The sequence below is a fragment of the Lederbergia wuyishanensis genome (genome assembly GCF_022900255.1).
Classification (GTDB): domain Bacteria; phylum Bacillota; class Bacilli; order Bacillales; family Bacillaceae_C; genus Lederbergia; species Lederbergia wuyishanensis.
Genome location: NZ_JALIRM010000002.1, coordinates 111,215 through 131,474 on the forward strand (window position 1 = coordinate 111,215; position 20,260 = coordinate 131,474).

The following is a 20,260-nucleotide window of genomic DNA, read 5'->3' on the forward strand; positions in this document are numbered from 1 at the left end:
ATAGAGAGATACAGTTCAGACTAGAATGAATTGTATCTCCCTAATTAAGGTAAGGATTACCAAGAAATAGTCATTCTCATTTTACACCATCAATATCTCCCGAATATCCTCTTCCGTCAGAGTCGATAGCGCCTTGTCTTCAGAATCGATCACTTCTTCAATCAAATGGCGCTTTTGCTCCTGCAGCTCGTTCATTTTTTCTTCGATTGTACCTCTTGCTACAAGCTTGATGACCTCTACAGTATTTTTCTGACCAATGCGGTGGGCTCGGTCTGCTGCTTGCTCCTCGACCGCTGGATTCCACCAAGAGTCATATAGGATAACGGTGTCTGCTCCGGTTAAATTAAGTCCGGTACCGCCAGCTTTCAATGAGATTAGAAACAGATCGCGTTCACCTGCGTTAAATCGATTAGAAATGCTTAATCTTTCTTCTGAAGGAGTGTGACCATCAAGGTAGAAAAACGGCAAGCCTTGATATGCTAACTCTTTCCCGATGATTTGAAGCATTTTCGTAAACTGTGAGAAGATTAATACCCTTCTTCCGGATAACTTTGATTCCTTTATGATTTGCATAAGTTGTTCCAATTTTGCAGAGCCGCCATTATAGCCGTCAACAAACAAGGCAGGATGACAGCAGATTTGACGAAGTCGTGTTATACCGGCCAGTATTTTGATTCGATTTTTTCGAAGTGTGTCCTTATCTAAATGCTTCAGCGTTTCGTGCTTAAGCTTGGCTAAATAAGCAGCGTACAACTTCTTTTGATCAGGAAGCAACTCCACTGTTTCTCTCGATTCTATTTTTTCAGGAATCTCTGAAAGGACATCCTCTTTTAACCTACGCAGCATAAAGGGGCGAATCCTTCGAGCAATTTGTTTCTTCGTGAGTGAACTATATTCCTTTAACCCTTGGAAAAGCTCAGGAAAGACAACGTAAAAAATAGACCAAAGCTCTTCTAATGCATTTTCAACCGGTGTACCTGTGAGTCCAAAGCGATGATCTGCTTGGATTCTTTTCACCGCTCTCGCAGTCTGTGTTGTTGGGTTTTTAAAAACTTGAGCCTCATCGAAAATAACAGTATGAAAAGCCTGTTTCTCAAACCACATAGTATCCTTACGCAACAGAGGATATGAAGTAATAATAACGTCTTGATCTGCCAAATCCTTCTGTATGTCCATTCTCTCTTTTTTATTGCCGTCAATAATCATGACTTGCACATTAGGAGTGAATTTCATGAATTCACTATACCAGTTGTACATCAAGGAAGATGGGCAAACAATAAGGGCTGGACGTTTCTTTGTACGGATATCAGATAGCTCCGACAGAATGAACGTAATGCTTTGAAGAGTTTTTCCTAAACCCATATCATCTGCAAGAATTCCACCAAAGCCATATTTAGCAAGAGTTTTCATCCATTTAAAGCCATTTTTTTGATAGTCACGCAATACATGCTCTAAACTTTGTGGTATTTCGAATTCTATTTCTTCAAGGTTATAGATGTTTTCTAAAAAATGACGGAATGATGTTTCCAGCTCAAATAGCTGATCATCATTAACCGAATCAAGAAGTTTAAGACCTTGGACAATCGGTACATTTAAGCCGCTTTCCAAATCCTCAGGCTGAGAAGGTATTGCGTTCAAAAATCGATTCACTTCATCAAACTCCCTCGAAGTTAGGGAAAAAAGGGATCCATTCGGCAGACGATAATACTTTCGCTTTTCCTCTAGTGCCAATAGAATTTCACGTATATGTTTTTCAAATATCCCATCCATTTCAAATTTGAATTCCAGCCAATTTGTCCGTTCCTTACTAACCTTCACTCTAATTCTAGGGCGGGGGTTTTCTCTAAAGATACGATTTCTTACGGCAGTCGTTGCATATACCTGTACAAGCTTATTCATTTTTGGAACGATATAGTATAAGAAATCGAACTCCAACTCCTCGTTATGCAAAAAATAACCACTTTCCGTCCTGGCAAACGAGCTTTCCTCCATAATCTTTAAAATCGTACTCTCCTTTTCTACATCCCTTATAAGGATGACGTTTGAATGTAATTCACGGTTTTCCAGTGGGTTAATCACTATATTCCCATAGTGAAACTCGAGCCCAGCAAGAAGACGATTCTTCAACCGATCTAAGTAGAGCTTAGCAACAAGAGGGGTCTCTTCAAGCATTTTAGTAATAGAGTCAGGAAGCTGGACAACTCCTAATTTTTTCAATCCTGGTATCACTTTTTCTATGAAAACATGCAGTTGCTTCTGAGGAACAGAAAATTCATTTGTCCCTGAAGAACCAAGCATCTGTTTTATCTCAATTAAACGTTTAAAGTCCTCGTTTTCCAGTCGAATGAATTTTCCATCGGACAGCACATATCCATAAGAATTCAAAACATGGATTTCGTTCAAACCAATAACCTTAAGCTTGTAGCCACCTCCCTCATCTAGAAAAGCAAACTGTAAGGGAAGCGATTCTTTCGATAAGTTAATTCCTTCAAACGAATGCCTGTCGTACTCTAACGTTATTGATGGCTCTTTTGTTAGAAGAGTCATAAGACGTTCCCAGGAAGACGGTGGAATGAGTATCGTTTGATGGTAGGATGTGTAGGCGTTGGTACCATGACGGTTCTCAAAATAAACCGTTTCATCATCCATCACTTGAATGAGCTGTTGAATGACATCATCTGTCTCTTGTTGAAAGCAATGCAGGCTTGGATCATAGGTGAAAGTGCTGGAAAGTTCACTTGTATTTCCGTTCTTCACATGCTCCAGAAAACCTCGAATATGTTCGATTTTATACGATTCTAGCAACGCATCAATTCCGATCATTTGTTGCTCATTCCCAATCTGGACAAGCTTACAGATAAAATCAAAATGGACCACTTTTCTTTTTTCAAAGTGAAGCTGTTTCCTGCTTGTTCGTAATGGGCGGTCATTGAAAATGGTCATCAAGCCTTCTGTCAGCGCTCGATTGGTTGAAACGCTTGGTTGAGGGGTGTCACCTTGACGTTCATGCTCGTAAATCGCTAGTAAAACAGCCGCAATATGCTGGCAATCCAGTTTATAGGATGCGAGTTTTGGGCAGCTGCATGTCGTATGAAAGCCTCCATCTGAAGTCTTTTTAATCGTAACATAGTAATCCTCTGACCCTTTAACTATAGCTTCACATCGATCCATACTATAATTTTCAAAAACGACTTTATCCTCTCTATAAAAGGAGTCCCCTCTTTTGAAGGAGACTGTCCCACACATTTCTTCTATGATTCTTCGATTGATATCGATATCCAAAGAACTTTCTCCTTCCTCTGGAAACTCTAATTATGAAGATTTTATCATATAATTGAATGGTTTTTAATGCATCGATACCATAAGACCATTTCATTATCATTAGTGAGCCGTTTTTATAAATGATATTGTTACTGAATAGAGACCTTTTTTATGCTTCCAGATTGGCCTTGCTTATAATCTGACTATCAAGCGCTATCCATCAAATACCAGGGATTGCCAATCCGCCAGATACCACTATAGAAAGTAAAAAAGCCATCGGGACCATCTACGACTGGCTTCTCACTACTTTCTACAGTTTTTAGGATTACTCTCAATAGTACTCTATTCATTGAAAATCGGAGGACGACTATGACGAATTAACTTTCCGCCGTCGAAAAATCGCCCATACTCTCTTGCTAATTCAATGGCTTCATCGCTAGTTGGGATAGAACCATTATGTTTGAATGTTAAAAAGTAAGCGTGGGATTTTCCACTATAAAAAACCCAACTAAAAAATCGCATAGCAAATTTATGTGCACCACTATCTCTAAATTGCTTCATTGATTTTGGTTCCCACACGGTCATGGTCAGTCCGTAGCCTTCCTTTACATTTCCTTTCATTTCAGCATAGAGTAATTTGGGAGATTTCTTCATCTGCTTCATAACAAATTGACTTACAATCCCATTCACAATGGTTTTCCAAACAGGAAATTTTTCGCCTAAAGTGATAGAAATAAGAGCATTTTTAGACAACACAATATCTCTATTGCCATATGTAATAAGTCCCTCGTATTTGCTATCTGGACTCTTATGTGTAACAAATATCTTTTCTTCCATAGACCTTCCCCCTTTTGTACATATATATGTGTGCACAATAAAGGTTAACACTCATCTAAATAACAAAGGTACTTAAATCGTTCAGTCATTAATTTCCTCCGACGAATAAAAAAGTGTTTTCTATTCCGGGAATCGACATTATTTACTTTCCATTCATGGTAATATTTTCACATTACTTATTACCTATCTATTATTCTCAGGTAGATATGAGCTTTTTACAGATAACTCAAAACAAATTTTATAAAAAATGGTTGCATAACAAAAATAGTTAAGATAATATAATCAATATATAACATACGATATATATCAAATGAATTACATTGGTGAAAGGAGTACAACATGGCACCTAAGACAAAGTTTAACAAGGATCAGATCATCGATGCCGCATTTGATATCGCAAAAACAGAAGGAATTGATAGTATTACAATTCGAAAGGTGGCGAATAAGCTAGGGAGTTCCATCGCTCCGATTTATGTGAATTTTAAAGAAGTAGATGAATTAATCGAAGAGGTTATTAAAAAGACTTACGCAATTAGCAAACAACTGTTGATTGAGCAAAATACAGGCAACCCATTTCGAGATATAGGAATCGCTAGTTTGCGGTTCGCTAAGGAATATAGCGTCCTATTTCGAGACCTTGTTATGAAAAATTATAATCACACGCATAATCAGGATGAGGATATGGGGATTCTTGTGGGAATGATGAAACAAGATCATCTCCTTAAAGGAATTCCTGAAGAAGAACTGATGAATATTTTATTAAAAATGAAAATTTTTCAAACAGGTCTTTGTATTATGGTGGCCAATGGATTACTACCAGAAGATTTTGACGAAGAAAAGATGATTCACATTTTAGATAGCACAGCTATGGATATCGTAACCGCTGCACAATTGCGAAACACAGAGAATGAGGAAAAATCAATATAAACAAAAAAACAGGGGGTTCGTGATGAAAAACAAGATTGTTATTATTACAGGAGCAAATTCTGGGATTGGTAAAGCTGCTGCCCTAAAATTTGCAACAGAAGGATATCGTGTGGTTATGGCTTGCCGCAATATGGATATTAGCGCAGCCGCACAAAAAGAGATTATTGAAATCACAAAAAATAAGAATGTAGACCTAATGAAGCTTGATGTATCATCTTTTGATTCGATTCGTACATTTTGCACAGCTTTTAAATCCAAATATCCACAGTTGGACATCCTGATACATAACGCTGCCTACTTAAATCACGGTTTAAAAGAATATCAACTAAGTTCCGAGAATATCGAATTGTCTTTCGCTACAAATACATTCGGTCCTTTTTTAATGACTCGCCTATTGGCAGATCATCTTGCAAAATCGTCAGACCCAAGAGTCCTTAATGCTTGTACGACAAACATTAAAAATTTCTTCGACCCGAAAAGGAAGATAGAGTTCGACAATTTGCGTGGTGAACTGAAGGGCACGCGACCTTATAGCACTTATAAGATGTATGGAGACTCAAAAATGGGGTTATTGATGCTAACCTTCAAAATGGCAGAAGAATTGAAAAGCAAGGGAATCAAAGTCAATGCTCTTATGATTAATCGAGTAAAACTATCAAAAGAAACAATCCATAAAATGAATTCCGTTTGGAAAGTATTTGCACGATTACAAAATCTTACGAATCCTTTGCCATCCGACATGGCTGATAACTATTTCCACATTTGCACATCGGATGAATTTAAAAATGTTACCGGCCAATTGATTAATCATAAACGAGAAATTGTTAATCCATCAATATCCGAAGTAGGATTTACCCAATTGAAGAACGTATTCGGATCTAGCAGCTATCCTAAATACGCAACAGATCCTGAGAATGTTGAACAAATATGGAATTTGAGCAACACGCTTATTGAAAACAAGATCTCATAGCATTTTACCGTTCTAGTTCCAGACTCAGTTATTAGGGAAGAAGATATTTTTTATATAAATCAACCTTCTTCTCTAAAAAACGGAATCATGTCGAGAACTCTCTAAAAAAATCATTTTAATGAATCAATAAACTCTGTAACACTTTTAAACAGGGCATTAGGTTCTATTGAAAATTGTTCAGATTGATAATCAGGAAGCCATTGAACACCTACAGTAAAGACTTTTGCCCCGACGCCCGCCTCTATGTCAGCATCACTATCTCCAATAAACATAGCTTCATTATTTTTAACATTTAAAAGGGAACGCGCCTTATGGACTCCTTCCGGATGAGGCTTTGGATTTACCACATCATCTCCTGTTATCAAAACATCAAATAAACCTTCCATTTGAAGAACTTTTAAGGAAATATCTAAACTCCTCCTTGCTTTCCCAGTCACAATTCCTAATTTGATCCCTTTGCCTTTTACATATTCTATTAATTCATGAATCTCTTTATTTTGTTCAACTAATTCATTATGTTGCTCAGTATATGTCTTATAGAATAATTCGATAGCCTGTTCTTTGTTTGAATGCATTAAGTTTTCTCTTATAATCCCTGTTTCAGAAGGTCCAAACATCGCTTTGATTTCCTTAGATGAAAGATCTTTATTATCAAACTCTTTAAACACCTTCTGAAAAGCATAGTAACAAATGGGTAGCGTATTTGCTAACGTTCCATCGAAATCAAAAATGATAGCTTTCATCACAAACCCTCCTTAAAATCAGTCAGATTGATTTTCTCCATCTTTCTAATATGTATGACCATCCGAACTTATTCCACATCAAAACGAATATAAGTCCGATCATCAAAAGACAGATTGCCTTTTTGCAGTCCTTTAGATGCGATGTATTCTCTGAAGCAGAGTGGATCCTTTTCTAGCAAGGTTTTTAGCTCTTTTTCGGATTCTTCAAGGGTAGGATAGAGCACCGGATAACCATCAGATGATAAGATAATTGTTTTTGCTTGATCAGGGACAGGAATGATTTGAATTTTTGATTCATCCACTGGAAAGCCATTGATCACTTCGTATCCAAATTGATTGTCGGGGGCATTTTGTAACTGATATTGCTGCTTAATCAGTGGTCTAATGAATTCCCAGCCGGTATCGTGTTCTAATAAATCATCTATCGTTTTCCCTTTTTTGATTTCAGCTTCTAAATATAAAGCACGTGCCTTCCCTGTAATATCATCAATGATTTTATCGTTTTTATAAAGTGTGCCGTCTATCATACATTGAGAATCGCCAATCTGCCAGATTTCACGATAAAAATGACTATAGCAAATCAGACAAGCCGAGGGTGCCATCCATGCATTCTCTTGAATTTCTGCCAAAAGATTGAGCCTCTCATAGACAACGAGTAGATTATGGTTAATTTTTTCTAATAATTGAGAGAGCGTAATATCCTCGTCTGCCTCCAGTAGGCTTGTTTGAATCACTTCTGCAGCCAATCTACCAGGTGTTTTTCCGTCCATAAGTTGACCTGTTACATTGGTTGCCCCATCAATAACTGCAACAAAATGTTTATTGGCGACGTATAAATCCTCACACAAATCGGGGGTTCCTCTTTTTCCTTCGTTCCATAACTCAATGATTGAAATGCTCATCCTTCTTCATCACCTACTCTTGATATTCACTTGCAACCATTATTTATTAGATGAGTAGTGCTTTTTTACAATCACAAAACACTTCTCTCCCTTGTTCATTCCTTTAACAAAACATCTCACAGCAAATAGGTTATCGAATTTTTCTTATTACCCGAAAGACGATAAAGATAATTCCATTGAAGAGTGCAAGTACGATTCCATCAACAATAATTGCATCCAACATACCAGTTGTTACAGGGCCAGATAAACTTAAAAAAATCCAACCAATGAGCTGTGCAAATAAGATAAGCCCAACATTTCTTAAAGAGCGATACCACTTCACCTTTGCTCGCCAGTAAGCTCCTACGATCAATAGAAGCATAAAATTTATGCTATTGACCATAAAAGAAGGAGAGTTTTCTCCGAACATGCCATCATCCACCTGCCAGGACGGCATCCATAAAATTGCAATCAAAAAATTACCTAGCAACATCGCTAGCAATAGAGGATTGAGCACCTTCTTATCGTGCCTCAATTCCTTATTTTGTTTTTTCTCTTTCATCTCTGAACTGCGCCATGTCTTTAAGTTTCTATACTGAATCGTTCCTATTCTTGGTGAACTTGTATCATTATCATAGGGCATCTTCGGCAACTCTTCATAAGCTGTCTGATAATCTTCTAGCTGTAAAGCACTAACATTGGAACCTGAGCTATAGACCGTAATATCATTTTCTTTGAACCTTTGAATCCATTCATCCAAATTATTTTGATTTTCCAAACCGAACAAGGAATAGTTTGGCTCACCATTCTCGTTCGTCCATTTCATGATGATTTTAACTCCAACAATATAATAACCGAGGGTATTCGCCCCTCTAGATTGGTAACGGGTTGTCCTGGCGATCAACACTTCCTGCATATGTTCAAAAGGAACGAATTGCTCCCATTCCTCTCCTGTTTTTTTGTTTTGGAGATATGAATAAAAGCCACCCTCCTGCAACTCACTTTTCACAACCATGTCCGTATACATCTTGTTGGACTTGTAAATGATTCGAAGCATCCAAGCAAAAAGTGCACTCATTGCAAAAAAGGCGATCACACCAAACCATGCTTGCCAAAAGATCATAAAGATTCCAAGGATAAATATGGCCAACCCAATTAAACATAAAAACAAAAATAAAATCTTATGAAACATTTTTGCCCAACCAGGAATATCATTTGAGTACTTTAAATGTTGGTTTTCACGCATTTCAATCAAAATGCATTCCTCCCATCTTGCCTTTAAATCAGGCGAATAAGTGGTGATTCATTTGACATCTTTTTTGTTTATTGAAAATAAAAATTGGTACCATTCTATACGTTCGAGCTTTTATAAAGTGTCGTTTTCTTTAATGAATCATCCTTTTTACCTATGAAGTGCTTAGAAATCAAAAAGCCCCACGCTTATACATGGGGCAATCAAAAATATTATTTACAATACGCCTTAGCCAACGACTTGTAATTCTCTTCCTTCACTTAAACCGAGAGCCTTTGCTGTTGACACATTAATTTCTTGGAATAGCTCGGGGTTTTCAGTCAGAGATACACCGTAGGAAGGAATCATTTCCTTAATTTTTGGTTCCCACTCACTCATATGTTGAGGGAAGCATTTTTCCAATACTTCGAGCATAACGTGAACGGCGGTTGAAGCACCTGGTGAAGCACCGAGTAACGCAGCGACTGAGCCATCGCCAGCCGTAACAACTTCCGTACCAAATTGAAGCGTTCCTTTGCCCGCATCTGTATCTTTGATTACTTGTACACGTTGGCCCGCTACGACGATATCCCACTCTTCACTTTTGGCGTTTGGAATAAACTCACGAAGCTCATCCATGCGTTTTTCATGCGATAACAACACTTGTTGAATTAAGTATTTTGTCAACGCCATTTCCTTTATGCCTGCCGCCAACATCGTAAGAATATTATATGGTTTTATGGAACCAATTAAATCAAAGTAAGAACCTGTTTTCAAGAACTTTGGCGTGAAGCCCGCAAAAGGTCCAAAGAGCAATGATTTTTGATTATTAATATATCTTGTATCAAGGTGCGGAACAGACATAGGAGGCGCGCCAACTTTTGCCTTTCCGTATACCTTTGCATGGTGCTGTTCTGCAATTTCTGGATTGTTACATACCAAAAACAAACCACTTACCGGGAAGCCACCAATATGTTTAGACTCAGGAATGCCTGTTTTTTGCAGTAAAGGCAGACTTCCGCCACCTGCGCCAATAAAGACGAATTTTGCGGTATGGTATTCGATTTGTCCGCTTTCGAGGTCTTGGACTTTCAATTCCCACAAGCCATCTTCGGTACGTTTAATATTTTTAATATTATGCTTATAATTGACCTCTACGTTTTGATTCTTTAAGTGCTTAATCAACATACGCGTTAAAGCACCAAAGTTAACATCCGTGCCAGAGTCAATCTTAGTCGCCGCAATCGGTTCATTTGACCCGCGACCTTCCATAATAAGCGGGATCCATTCTTTTAGCTTTTCCGGATTATCGGAATATTCCATTCCTTGAAACAGAGGATTGTTTGACAATGCATCAAAACGTTTTTTCAAAAACGATACATTCTCTTCCCCTTCAACTAGACTCATATGAGGGATTGGCATGATAAAGTCATGCGGATTGCTGATTAGGTTGCTGTTTACAAGATAAGACCAAAACTGTCTTGAAAGCTGGAATTGTTCGTTCACTTTAATTGCTTTGGTGATATCTATAGATCCGTCCGATTTTTGAGGTGTATAGTTAAGCTCGCAAAGTGCAGCGTGGCCTGTACCCGCATTGTTCCATTCGTTAGAGCTTTCTTCTCCTGGATTTTCGAGCTTTTCAAACACCTTGATGTCCCAGTCAGGTACTAACTCTTTTAAAAGTGTTCCCAACGTCGCACTCATAATCCCAGCACCAATTAAGATAACGTCAGTTTTTGTTTGTCTGCTACTCATTTTTATCTTCCTTACTAGCCTATTATTTTTTCAGAAAGGTTATTTCCTACCTTTTCTGTATGATTTATATTCTTATATTATTATAGTTTACCACTATTACTTATAGAATTAAATATTTCCATTATATAATAGTTAGAAAATCTATGGCGAAGTTGGTAAAAGGTGGGGAGTACGTCTATTAAGGTTTTATGAACATACTAAAAACAAGGTTATCGCTTGAATAACAAATATTATCTAATATTTATAAGGACATAAAACGATAACATGCTAAAAATATCAATGATTATCGAGGAGGATTTATATATTCTCACTATGACACCTGCTCATATATCACCTTACATTGCAAAATTTAGATAAAAACAAAAAAGAGGTAAAATACCTCTCCCTTTTGATTTGTTCAATTTTTAATGATATTGAAACCAAGAAAACCATTTATTATTTTTCTCTTTAACAATATACAACTCCCCAAGTGATGCACTCTGAGCTGGAAGTAATCTAGGGAACCTTAACCTAACAAACCAAGAATGGTCTGCTACTCTCTTTCCACAGAAGTTAATAGCCATTTTATAGTAATTCTCCTCAAACCCAGTTAGACGAGGCATGGGTTTTATCACCTCAATTCTCCATTCCTTATAATCAGGACTTGATCCATATACTTTCGGAATGATCTCATTCAAGGCTTTAACAAGCTCATCTTTGTCTTTCTCATTAGTTTTCAACAATATTTCAGTATTTGGACATTCTGAGCCATAAAGTTTTGCACCTAAGGATACCGTTGGAAAGATAAAGAGCAGTAATAAAATGGGCGTTAGGATTTTTCTCATGTTCTCACCTCAGGATAGTTTTACCCCATTTCATTTAAAAACTTTAGATAATTTGCTTTTATTGGCACAAGTTATATATGAAGAAATATTTTAGAGAGGCATAATACCCTATGAAAAAAATAGCTTATATTTTAATTGCTACAATAACGTTTTTGGTTATCCCAAATAATACTTATGTTCATAGTAAGAAACCCGATTACAAACTCCTTTATGATACATTAATTACTACACTTGAACCCTCTATTGAAAAGGAAATTATTAATTATTATGGCTATCATAAGCAATATGGTTTATATGATGCTAAGATTTTGAGAATTATCAGAGAGCATGAGGGTGGGTTTAGCTTTATTGCAAAAGTCCAAGTCAAAACATTTGAACATGCACATGACCCTCCTTATGGTAAGGAAACAATGACTTTTAACATTAGTCCTTTTGGAGTTAAAACAATTAGTTTTAAACATGTGGGAGATAAAGTAGAAAAAGAAATATATGAATTTTATAAAGCAACACTTTCAGATATAAAACAGTCTTTTAATTTAAATTTAGAGGCTTATTCTTCTTATACATACAATCAGTTGCAATACAAAGCAGAAATAAATAGTGAATTTAAATCCCTTTTTAATATTGCAGAAGAAATAGTAACCAACATTTTGCTTCCTGAGAGAAAGATACCCTACAAAAATGTTATAGACCCTGTAACCTTTTTAAAAGGAGACACAGGTTATATGCTCTTTAAAAAGTCTGATGGTACAAATGTAATTTATCAAGTACAAAAGCAAGATGGTAATTGGATAGTAACAGATAAAAATAGTAAACAAGGTAAGAAAATGAATTATAAATTACTATGGTATGCATGGGACCTATAGGTCTAGTGTCGCGAATAATAAAATGCTTTTATTTATGTAAAATGAAGAAAGCCAAGAGAGTTTTCTCTTGGCAATTAATTTACTTTCCAGTTTCAGCGAATGTCTTGATGCGTTCACCAATTTCATCACGCACACGCTGAAAGAACGCCCATTTTTCTTCTTCTGTTCCTTCTGCTTTGGCAGGGTCATCGAATCCCCAGTGAACACGTTTGATATGTGGAGGTGTTACCGGGCAATTATCCGCTGCATGACCACAAAGGGTTACGACCAATTCTGTATTATTTAATATTTCGGGATCTATCACATCAGATGTTTGATTTGAAATATCGATACCTGCCTCTTTCATTGCTTTCACTGCATTCGGATTTAATCCGTGTGCTTCAAGTCCAGCACTTTTCACTACCCACTCGTCACCTAAATATTTTTTTGCCCATCCTTCTGCCATCTGGCTGCGGCAAGAGTTACCTGTACATAGAAAGTAGATTGTTTTTTTAGACATGTTGAGATTCTCCTATTAAGTAATTTATGAAATGATAAGTAGCCAAATATATAGACCCACCAATGTAATGAACAAGGTTGGAATGGTTAAAACAATTCCCGTCTTGAAATACGTTCCCCAGGAGATTTTAACTCCTTTAAGAGACAATACATGCAGCCAAAGTAAAGTTGCAAGGGAACCAATCGGCGTAATCTTTGGCCCTAGATCAGAACCTATGACATTAGCATAAATTAGTCCTTCTCGAATAACGCCACTTGTATCCGTATCTGCAATAGCAAGCGCGTCAATCATAACAGTTGGCATATTGTTCATTACAGAAGAAAGGATTGCAGCGATGAATCCCATACCGATTGTTGCTGAAAATAGTCCCTGGTCTGCCGTCTGCTGGATTAAATCAGCTAAAACATTTGTAAGCCCTACGTTTCTTAGACCGTAAACTACTACGTACATTCCGATAGAAAAGAAAACGATTGCCCACGGTGCGCCTTTGATAACAGTACGCGTATAAACAGCTGAGCTTCTTTTTGCCATGAACAAGAAAAATATAGCGACTATCCCAGCTATGAAAGAAACAGGCACCCCAATAAATTCACTTGCAAAATAGCCTATCAATAATATTCCTAAAACAACCCATGATAGTGTAAACATTTTATTGTCACGAATCGCTTCAACTGGGGCTTTCAAATGCGATAAATTATAATTCTTTGGAATACTTTTTCCGAAATATAGATATAAGACAATAATACTAGCAGCCAAAGAAAAGAAATTCGGAATCATCATTCTTGAGGCAAACTCTACGAAACCTACTCCAAAAAAGTCAGCAGATACGATATTAACTAAGTTACTTACAACTAATGGCAGTGATGTTGTATCCGCAATAAATCCACTCGCAATGATAAAAGGAAAAACCATTTTTTCATTAAAATTAAGGTTTCTCACCATGGCAAGAACAATCGGTGTTAAGATCAGTGCTGCCCCATCATTCGCGAAAAATGCAGCGACTATCGCTCCCAGAATGGAAACATAGACGAACATTTTTACTCCATTACCCTTTGCCGCTCTTGCCATATGTAAGGCTGCCCATTCAAAAAATCCAATCTCATCTAAGATGAGAGAAATAATAATGATTGCTATGAAAGTCAAAGTGGCATTCCAAACGATCGATGTTACATCTATGACATCTTTAAAATCTACAACACCTACGATAAGAGCTAAAATTGCTCCACCACATGCAGACCATCCAATTGATAGTCCTTTTGGCTGCCATATAACAAGTGTAAGTGTGAGCAAAAAGATTACTGATGCCAAAACAATTGATGTCATTTTTTATATCCTCCATCTAGTCACACGAAATACGTAAACCCTGTTCTTCTAGTTCTTTTAGTTTATAATCTTGGCTTGGTAGATGGGCCAGCAGGTCTTGTACGATTGGATAATACTCACTGTCCTTATTTAAGGAATAAATAATCCATTGTCCTTTCCTGGTTTCACTTACCATACCCGAATCTTTTAATTTTCGAATATGCTGGCTTATTGCAGGCTGACTCATTTTAAAAATCGCCACAAACTCACACACACAACAATCATTTGTATATAACATTGCCACCATAGTTAATCGTGTTTTGTCGCCTAATAATTTTAAAATGGCTGCTGCTTTATCAATTTCGACTATGGATGTTTTCATCCTGCGTTCACCTCCGCCTCAACGAACATTAATATATAATAATATCCTTATATAAGTAAATACTTTTATCCTTATTTACAAAATCTTTATATATAGGATACTCATTTTAGAATTTCTAATTAATTAATGATGATAAATGACAATACGGTTATATAATTTTAACCTCAACCACGGAAAACCCCATGCTAACATCAGCATGGGGTTAAAATAAAATGGTTATTTTTGATATGGATTACTTTACTGCACTTAAAAATATAGTCGTTTAGATATAAAAGTTATTCTGTAATGGCGCCCGTTAACTGAATATTGTCATGTCATTCATTCACAACCACCAAATCAAATGAATCTGGAGAACGTAGAACAGAAAAATAATAGTCCTCTACTGGGTCCCATCGCAAATGCCATTCTCTATCTTCAGTTCCCTCCCTAAGATTATGCCTATTACGCCGAATATCAGGAGCTACATCTACTAAAATAGTAAGATTAGTCAAATCGGATAACCAATGTGAACTGTATATTCCATCTAAAATGATTACCTTTGAAGGTTCCAATACAACCACGTCAGATGATAAACCATTCATAGTTGAAAATGAAAAAGGATGATATTCTGCTTTTTCGCCCCCAAGTAAAGGTAGCAATGCTTCAGCACGTACCCTTTCCCAGTCAATACATAGACGACACTTCTTTTCAACTGAGTAAATATCCCATTCATAATCAGGTATTTCTACTGCGAAGAAATCATCGCAGTGAATAATTGTTGCTTCTACAGATGAAGCTACTTCAGATGCTAACGTCGATTTTCCTGAACCACTCCCACCATCGAAAGACACCACCAAAGGACTTTTACGATTTTTTAAGCCTTGGTTAATTGTAAGTACGATAGATTGAGCAGATTCCTTTAAGTTGTAAAATGAACGATTGTTTTTCAAATTAGCCCCTCCAAATGAAGGACGCATAAATAAGGTCCACAGGAGATATGATTGTTCCCTTCAAAAGAGAAAGACGCACAAAAAGCACCCATCCTCTAGCTAGGATTTTTGAGCCAAAAATGCAGTCCTTGAATGATTATAAATAGTCAAATAAACTCTCTTGAAGAGAGTAAAAAATAGCTTATTCAATTTCTAATCATTACAAGCTCTTCCACATCTCGAATCTTTATCCCCTTTCAATATCCCCAATCTATTTATTTTAACAAGGGAGGGGTATTTTTACAAAAAATTAACTTTTTAACTAGCTCGTTCCCCTTGTTCGATTAAAATGCCCGTTTGTTGAAAAGCAGAACGGGAATTTTTAATCACTTTATTGGAAATTAAACGACTGTATTTGTAATTAATCTTTATTGTCATTTTACAAAGGTGGCTAGATATTAGGAGTACTTTAATTAGAAATAAGTTATAGAACTTTCTCCATTGCCATGACATCAACAAATTCCCCGTCTAAAATACCCTGGTTTTCAAAAATGCCCACTTCACGAAAACCCATTTTTTTATATAGTCCTTGCCCTAAACGATTAAATGGAAAAGTAAATAAAACCAGCTTATAAAAGTTATTTTCTTTTGCTGTGATTTCGATAGTAGAAAGCAGTTTACCACCTACTCCTTTCCCTCTTGATTTCCTAGAAATATAAACTGAAATATCTGCCACCCCATCATAAGCACAACGGCTATTATATGGATTTAAAGAAGCCCATCCAATTATTTTATTTCCTTCTTCTGCAACCACTACACTATATCTGTTCTGATGCTGCTTGAACCATTCTGCCATATATGAAATATCTTTAGCCTCTGTTTCTAACGTGGCTATCCGATCTTCTATCCCTTGGTTATAAATTTCCATAATAGATTCTAAGTCTGTCTCTCTGGCTCCACGAACGATTGCTTCTCTTATCATTTAATTTCCTCCACAACAATAAGTATAATTGTTCTTTATTTCTTGATATGCCAGGAGAAACTGATTGTACGTTTGCTGACCCATTTCATTTTCCTGAAAACGAAACAGCCGTTCAAAGGTTTTATCTTTAGCTTCCTCAACTGTACAACCAAAAGCATTCATGATTAATTTCATATAAGAAATGAAATATTCCTTTTTGAGCGATCCACCATGATTAATAACCATTTTACACTCACCTTTTAATAAAAATTTTAAGGAAGCACGCGCTCCCCTTTTTTGGAAGGTGTTTTAATAATTGCAACAAGCAGATGCAGGTCCATCACATGAGCTTTTACTAGTTAAATTGACGCTACAGACACCCGTTTCTGGCAAGTCTAACTCTACTTTCTTAGCGGCATTCAAATCACCACTTAAATATGCAGCTACAGACCTAACCTGTTCATATCCTGTTGCCATTAAGAAGGTTGGGGCTCTGCCATAACTTTTGGCACCTACGATATAAAAATCCTTCTCTGGCTGTCTTATTTCCTTTTCACCGTGAGGACGAACAGTGCCGCAACTATGAATGTTAGGGTCAATCAATGGCGCTAACGCTTTTACACTTTCAGTAGCAGAATCAATAGAAGTACGAAGTTCACTTATTATTGAAAAATCGGGACGGCTTCCTGTATTTACAATCATTTCATCTATTCCATCCAGTCTAAATTGCTTGTCGTTTTGGTTGCCTATTAATTCAATACCCTCTTCTGATTTCCGAACTAATTGGATATGAAATGGCGTAATTACTTTAACTTGTCGGCTATCTACCATATGGTGAATTCTACTGCCGAGAAGGCCACGAGCTTCAAGCGCATCCTTTTCCTCCCCGCCATATGCATCTTCAACTCTCTGTCTTCTCATAATCCATAATATTTCAGTTTCAGGGTAGGACTCTTTCAATTTAGCCAAATCTAATAAGGTATTTATAGCTGAATGGCCGCCTCCAACAACAGCTATACGTTTGTTTGCATAACGTTGTTGTTCCTTCCCTAAAATATCGGGAATTCCATAGTATATTTTTTCTTGGAGGGATTTCTCATCAGCAAGCCAAACCCCACTTGAAATAGCAGGGTTAGGATTTCCCCATGTACCTGTAGCGTCTATTACTGCCCTAGCTTCAAATGATCTGTACTCTCCATTATTTTCAGAATGGATAACAAAAGGAACATTTTCTCTATTTGCAGTTTTCATTTTATCTAAGTCTTTTCTACCAATAGATAAAACTTTCGTATTAAGGTAAACGAAAGGTTGAATTTCTGCCACCTTAGAAAGTGGCTTCAAGTATTGTTCAACAAGCTCCTGCCCAGTCGGTAAATTTTCTAGTTCTGGCTGAACCCAACCACTGTCATTTAATAAGTTCATAGCAGCTTTATCTATATTGTATCGCCATGGCGAGAATAACCGAATATGTCCCCAACTTTTGATGTTGGCCCCTACTTCGATCCCTGCCTCCAATAAAATAAACGATTGCCCACTGCTTGCTAAGTGTGCAGCTGCTGCTAAACCAACCGGTCCAGCTCCAATAATAACTACAGGCAATTGCTTAGTAATTTCCTTATTCGGTACATTTTTGTTTTCTAAATCATTTTTTCTTGGGCTACAGCATCCTTGGATATTATCATTCAAAGCAGTCATATTCTCTCCTCATTTCTTTGAAATTAGTTTTTTATCTTTAATAAATCATTAATACTTGCAATATGCAAGTATTAATTCCGGGGAATCACCCCTGCAGTGGCTTGCAACATGCATTAGACTTTGCCATAGCATTATTTAATAATTGAATGGAACGGACAACGGTTTCTTTTTCAAAGTCATTCATATGAGAAAAAACCTCATTTAAAAATGCATTCATTTGTTGATCTACGGTTGTTGCAATATACTTACCTTCAGTAGTCAGAGACAGAATACTAATTCTTTTATCACTAGGATCTGGTGTTTTCTTAATTAAGTTCATTTTTACTAGCGATTGAACCTGCCTGCTAAAAGTAGTAATATCAGTTCCTAATGTTTCTGCTATCTGCTGCATGGATGGTTTATGTTGATTATCAATCTCATACAGGATGTGGCTTTGAATGAGGGAAAGATCGCATCCACCAACAGTACAGCAGTTTTTATTAAGTAAACCAAATCGGCGTGTCATTATTTGAAACATTCCACGGAGATTTTCCATTATTTTCACCTCATAATCACATTATATTTACTTTACTTGCAAAGTGCAACTAATGTTTTTCATTGCTACCAAGATTAGTAAAAAAAGTTTTTAAGATTTAACTTTTCATTTTAATTTTAAAGAGCTCAAGATTTCCTCATTAATCAAATGTTGAACTCCTTTCGTTTATTTACATATCGTATTTTTACGATATGTTTTCTTTTATCATAATCTACTCCATTTTTGATCTCAATGAAGTATTTTCTCTGATTATTGAGATCAAAAATTCCTATTAATTCCGTTTCCAACAATCTAAATCCGAACGTCATAATAACCGTCTTCAAATAAAAGAGTCTTCTCTCTAATAAGGATCTTATTGGATAATAAAGTTTTCAAACAAATCTGGATATTTATGTTATGATCGTAATTGAGTGAGTCCCAAAATATTGTCCAAAGTGAGTTAACAAAAATCTAGATTTCAAAATGATGAACTTATTATTTTTGTCGGGAGAATATCTATATGAATTACAAAATACTAGAATCATTAAATAAATTATATCCAGTGGATCTTATTAAAGTTGAACCAGTAACCAATGAAGTATATCGATGTATTGCAGAACAAGGTATCTTTTTCGCTAGAATAACGAACTATAAAACATATGATGAGCAGTTAGAAGAAGTTACTTATACAAACTTTTTATATAATGAAGGATTTGGTGTGTCACCAACAATCTTTTCTAAAAACGGTAATTTAGTAGAAAAGATAATGCTAGACAAGGAATTTTTGACTGTTTTATATAAAGGCGCTTCTGGGATACACTTACCGAAAAATCAATGGAATGCCAGTGTATTTAATGAATTGGGTCGACAAATTGGTAGATTACATCGTTTATCAAAGAAATTTGAAGAAATAGAGACGATTAAATATATCAACGATTGGTATGATAATGAGGAATATGCATTTCTTAAATATATCCCTAAAGAAGAGAGCAGTATTAGAGAAATTGCTAATGAGGTTTTATCTACTATAAAAAAGTTGCCAAAATGTCATTCAACCTATGGCTTGCTTCACGGTGATTTATGGTTAGAAAACATATTGGTTGATAGCGATTCGAAATTTACTATGATAGATTTCCAAGATTGTGAGAAACATTTTTATATTTTTGATTTAGCCGTTCCAATCTATAGTGCATTAGAATATTCGTTTGTTGGGAATGGCAATATCGTTGACTATGGGCGTTCTATCACAAAAGCAATAATCGACGGGTATCAGGAGGAAAATGAATTATCTCCAGATATGTTAGATAAGCTTCCTCTGTTTATTAAATTAAAGGAAATATTCGAATATAACTTAATGCATATGTACTGGAATAAAGAGAAGTTAACTGAAGAACAAATACGAATCATGAACCATTTTAGAATACGAATTGAACATAATCACTCCATTTTAAAAATTCAATAAACAAAATCAGACGAGTACAAAAACCATTCTTTATTGTGGATATCCCCGGTTTTAGGTAGTGCACCTAAACTTTAGGACAGTGAAATCACTATAAGAAAATGGGATTTTTGTGCTCGTCTGATCTTTATAATGTCCTAATTTAATAAATCTTTCGTTTTTATCATCATTTATTCTTTAATTTTCTAGATTTTAAAAAGGTTTCCCCTAGCATTTAAGAGGAATATTGCGATAGACGGAGCATA

Annotated in this window: 19 protein-coding genes; 4 read left to right on the plus strand and 15 right to left on the minus strand. The window is 36.2% G+C overall.

All coding sequences use genetic code 11. From position 1 onward, the window contains the following. Positions 1-81: 81 nt before the first annotated feature. Positions 82-3,282 carry a DEAD/DEAH box helicase gene (locus tag MT489_RS06665; protein ID WP_244680759.1) on the minus strand — a complete coding sequence of 1,067 codons (3,201 nt, stop codon included), beginning with the start codon at positions 3,280-3,282 and terminating at the stop codon, positions 82-84. Between the two features lie 321 nt (positions 3,283-3,603). Continuing rightward, entirely contained in the window at positions 3,604-4,098 is a 495-nt protein-coding gene (locus MT489_RS06670) for a hypothetical protein (protein WP_244680760.1), read from the minus strand. A gap of 339 nt (positions 4,099-4,437) precedes the next feature. Between MT489_RS06670 and MT489_RS06675 the strand changes: the two genes are divergently transcribed. Then, positions 4,438-5,025: a TetR/AcrR family transcriptional regulator gene (locus MT489_RS06675; protein ID WP_244680761.1), complete on the plus strand. Its 588-nt coding sequence runs from the start codon at positions 4,438-4,440 to the stop codon at positions 5,023-5,025. Between the two features lie 22 nt (positions 5,026-5,047). Next, positions 5,048-5,995, plus strand: a complete 948-nt coding sequence (locus MT489_RS06680; RefSeq protein ID WP_244680762.1) for an SDR family NAD(P)-dependent oxidoreductase — start codon at positions 5,048-5,050, stop codon at positions 5,993-5,995. 110 nt (positions 5,996-6,105) lie between these two features. Here the strand turns inward: MT489_RS06680 and MT489_RS06685 are convergent, their stop codons facing one another. From MT489_RS06685 to MT489_RS06705, 5 genes are all read right to left on the minus strand, one after another. Further along, on the minus strand, positions 6,106-6,738 hold the full coding sequence (locus MT489_RS06685) for an HAD family hydrolase (protein WP_244680763.1): 633 nt from the start codon (positions 6,736-6,738) through the stop codon (positions 6,106-6,108). A gap of 68 nt (positions 6,739-6,806) precedes the next feature. Next, on the minus strand, positions 6,807-7,640 hold the full coding sequence (locus tag MT489_RS06690) for a hypothetical protein (RefSeq protein WP_244680764.1): 834 nt from the start codon (positions 7,638-7,640) through the stop codon (positions 6,807-6,809). A 130-nt stretch (positions 7,641-7,770) separates the two neighbouring features. After that, positions 7,771-8,874 (minus strand): hypothetical protein, encoded by a 1,104-nt coding sequence (locus MT489_RS06695; protein ID WP_244680765.1) that lies wholly within the window; start codon positions 8,872-8,874, stop codon positions 7,771-7,773. A 225-nt stretch (positions 8,875-9,099) separates the two neighbouring features. Further along, the gene (locus tag MT489_RS06700) at positions 9,100-10,605 is read right to left on the minus strand and encodes a malate:quinone oxidoreductase (RefSeq protein WP_244680766.1); all 1,506 of its coding nucleotides are present in this window, start codon (positions 10,603-10,605) and stop codon (positions 9,100-9,102) included. 404 nt (positions 10,606-11,009) lie between these two features. Continuing rightward, complete coding sequence (locus MT489_RS06705; RefSeq protein ID WP_244680767.1) at positions 11,010-11,429, minus strand: hypothetical protein; 420 nt, start codon at positions 11,427-11,429, stop codon at positions 11,010-11,012. Positions 11,430-11,539: 110 nt separating this feature from the next. On the opposite strand from MT489_RS06705, the gene MT489_RS06710 reads away from it, so the two are divergent. Beyond that, positions 11,540-12,295 (plus strand): DUF3888 domain-containing protein, encoded by a 756-nt coding sequence (locus MT489_RS06710; RefSeq protein WP_244680768.1) that lies wholly within the window; start codon positions 11,540-11,542, stop codon positions 12,293-12,295. A gap of 79 nt (positions 12,296-12,374) precedes the next feature. Here the strand turns inward: MT489_RS06710 and arsC are convergent, their stop codons facing one another. From arsC to MT489_RS06750, 8 genes are all read right to left on the minus strand, one after another. Further along, entirely contained in the window at positions 12,375-12,794 is a 420-nt protein-coding gene (gene arsC / locus MT489_RS06715; RefSeq protein ID WP_244680769.1) for an arsenate reductase (thioredoxin), read from the minus strand. Positions 12,795-12,818: 24 nt separating this feature from the next. Beyond that, a complete protein-coding gene (locus MT489_RS06720) occupies positions 12,819-14,117 on the minus strand; it encodes an arsenic transporter (RefSeq protein WP_280518534.1) in 1,299 nt (432 codons plus the stop codon). A 16-nt stretch (positions 14,118-14,133) separates the two neighbouring features. Continuing rightward, the gene (locus MT489_RS06725; protein ID WP_244680770.1) at positions 14,134-14,478 is read right to left on the minus strand and encodes an ArsR/SmtB family transcription factor; all 345 of its coding nucleotides are present in this window, start codon (positions 14,476-14,478) and stop codon (positions 14,134-14,136) included. A gap of 314 nt (positions 14,479-14,792) precedes the next feature. Then, on the minus strand, positions 14,793-15,407 hold the full coding sequence (locus MT489_RS06730) for a uridine kinase family protein (protein ID WP_244680771.1): 615 nt from the start codon (positions 15,405-15,407) through the stop codon (positions 14,793-14,795). Positions 15,408-15,870: 463 nt separating this feature from the next. Next, positions 15,871-16,368: an arsinothricin resistance N-acetyltransferase ArsN1 family A gene (locus tag MT489_RS06735; protein WP_244680772.1), complete on the minus strand. Its 498-nt coding sequence runs from the start codon at positions 16,366-16,368 to the stop codon at positions 15,871-15,873. Beyond that, a complete protein-coding gene (locus MT489_RS06740; protein ID WP_244680773.1) occupies positions 16,369-16,593 on the minus strand; it encodes a hypothetical protein in 225 nt (74 codons plus the stop codon). A 63-nt stretch (positions 16,594-16,656) separates the two neighbouring features. Further along, the gene (locus tag MT489_RS06745; RefSeq protein WP_244680774.1) at positions 16,657-18,042 is read right to left on the minus strand and encodes an FAD-dependent oxidoreductase; all 1,386 of its coding nucleotides are present in this window, start codon (positions 18,040-18,042) and stop codon (positions 16,657-16,659) included. Between the two features lie 85 nt (positions 18,043-18,127). Continuing rightward, positions 18,128-18,577 (minus strand): MarR family winged helix-turn-helix transcriptional regulator, encoded by a 450-nt coding sequence (locus MT489_RS06750; protein WP_244680775.1) that lies wholly within the window; start codon positions 18,575-18,577, stop codon positions 18,128-18,130. 499 nt (positions 18,578-19,076) lie between these two features. Between MT489_RS06750 and MT489_RS06755 the strand changes: the two genes are divergently transcribed. Beyond that, positions 19,077-20,018, plus strand: a complete 942-nt coding sequence (locus MT489_RS06755) for a phosphotransferase enzyme family protein (protein WP_244680776.1) — start codon at positions 19,077-19,079, stop codon at positions 20,016-20,018. The last annotated feature ends 242 nt before the right edge of the window (positions 20,019-20,260 follow it).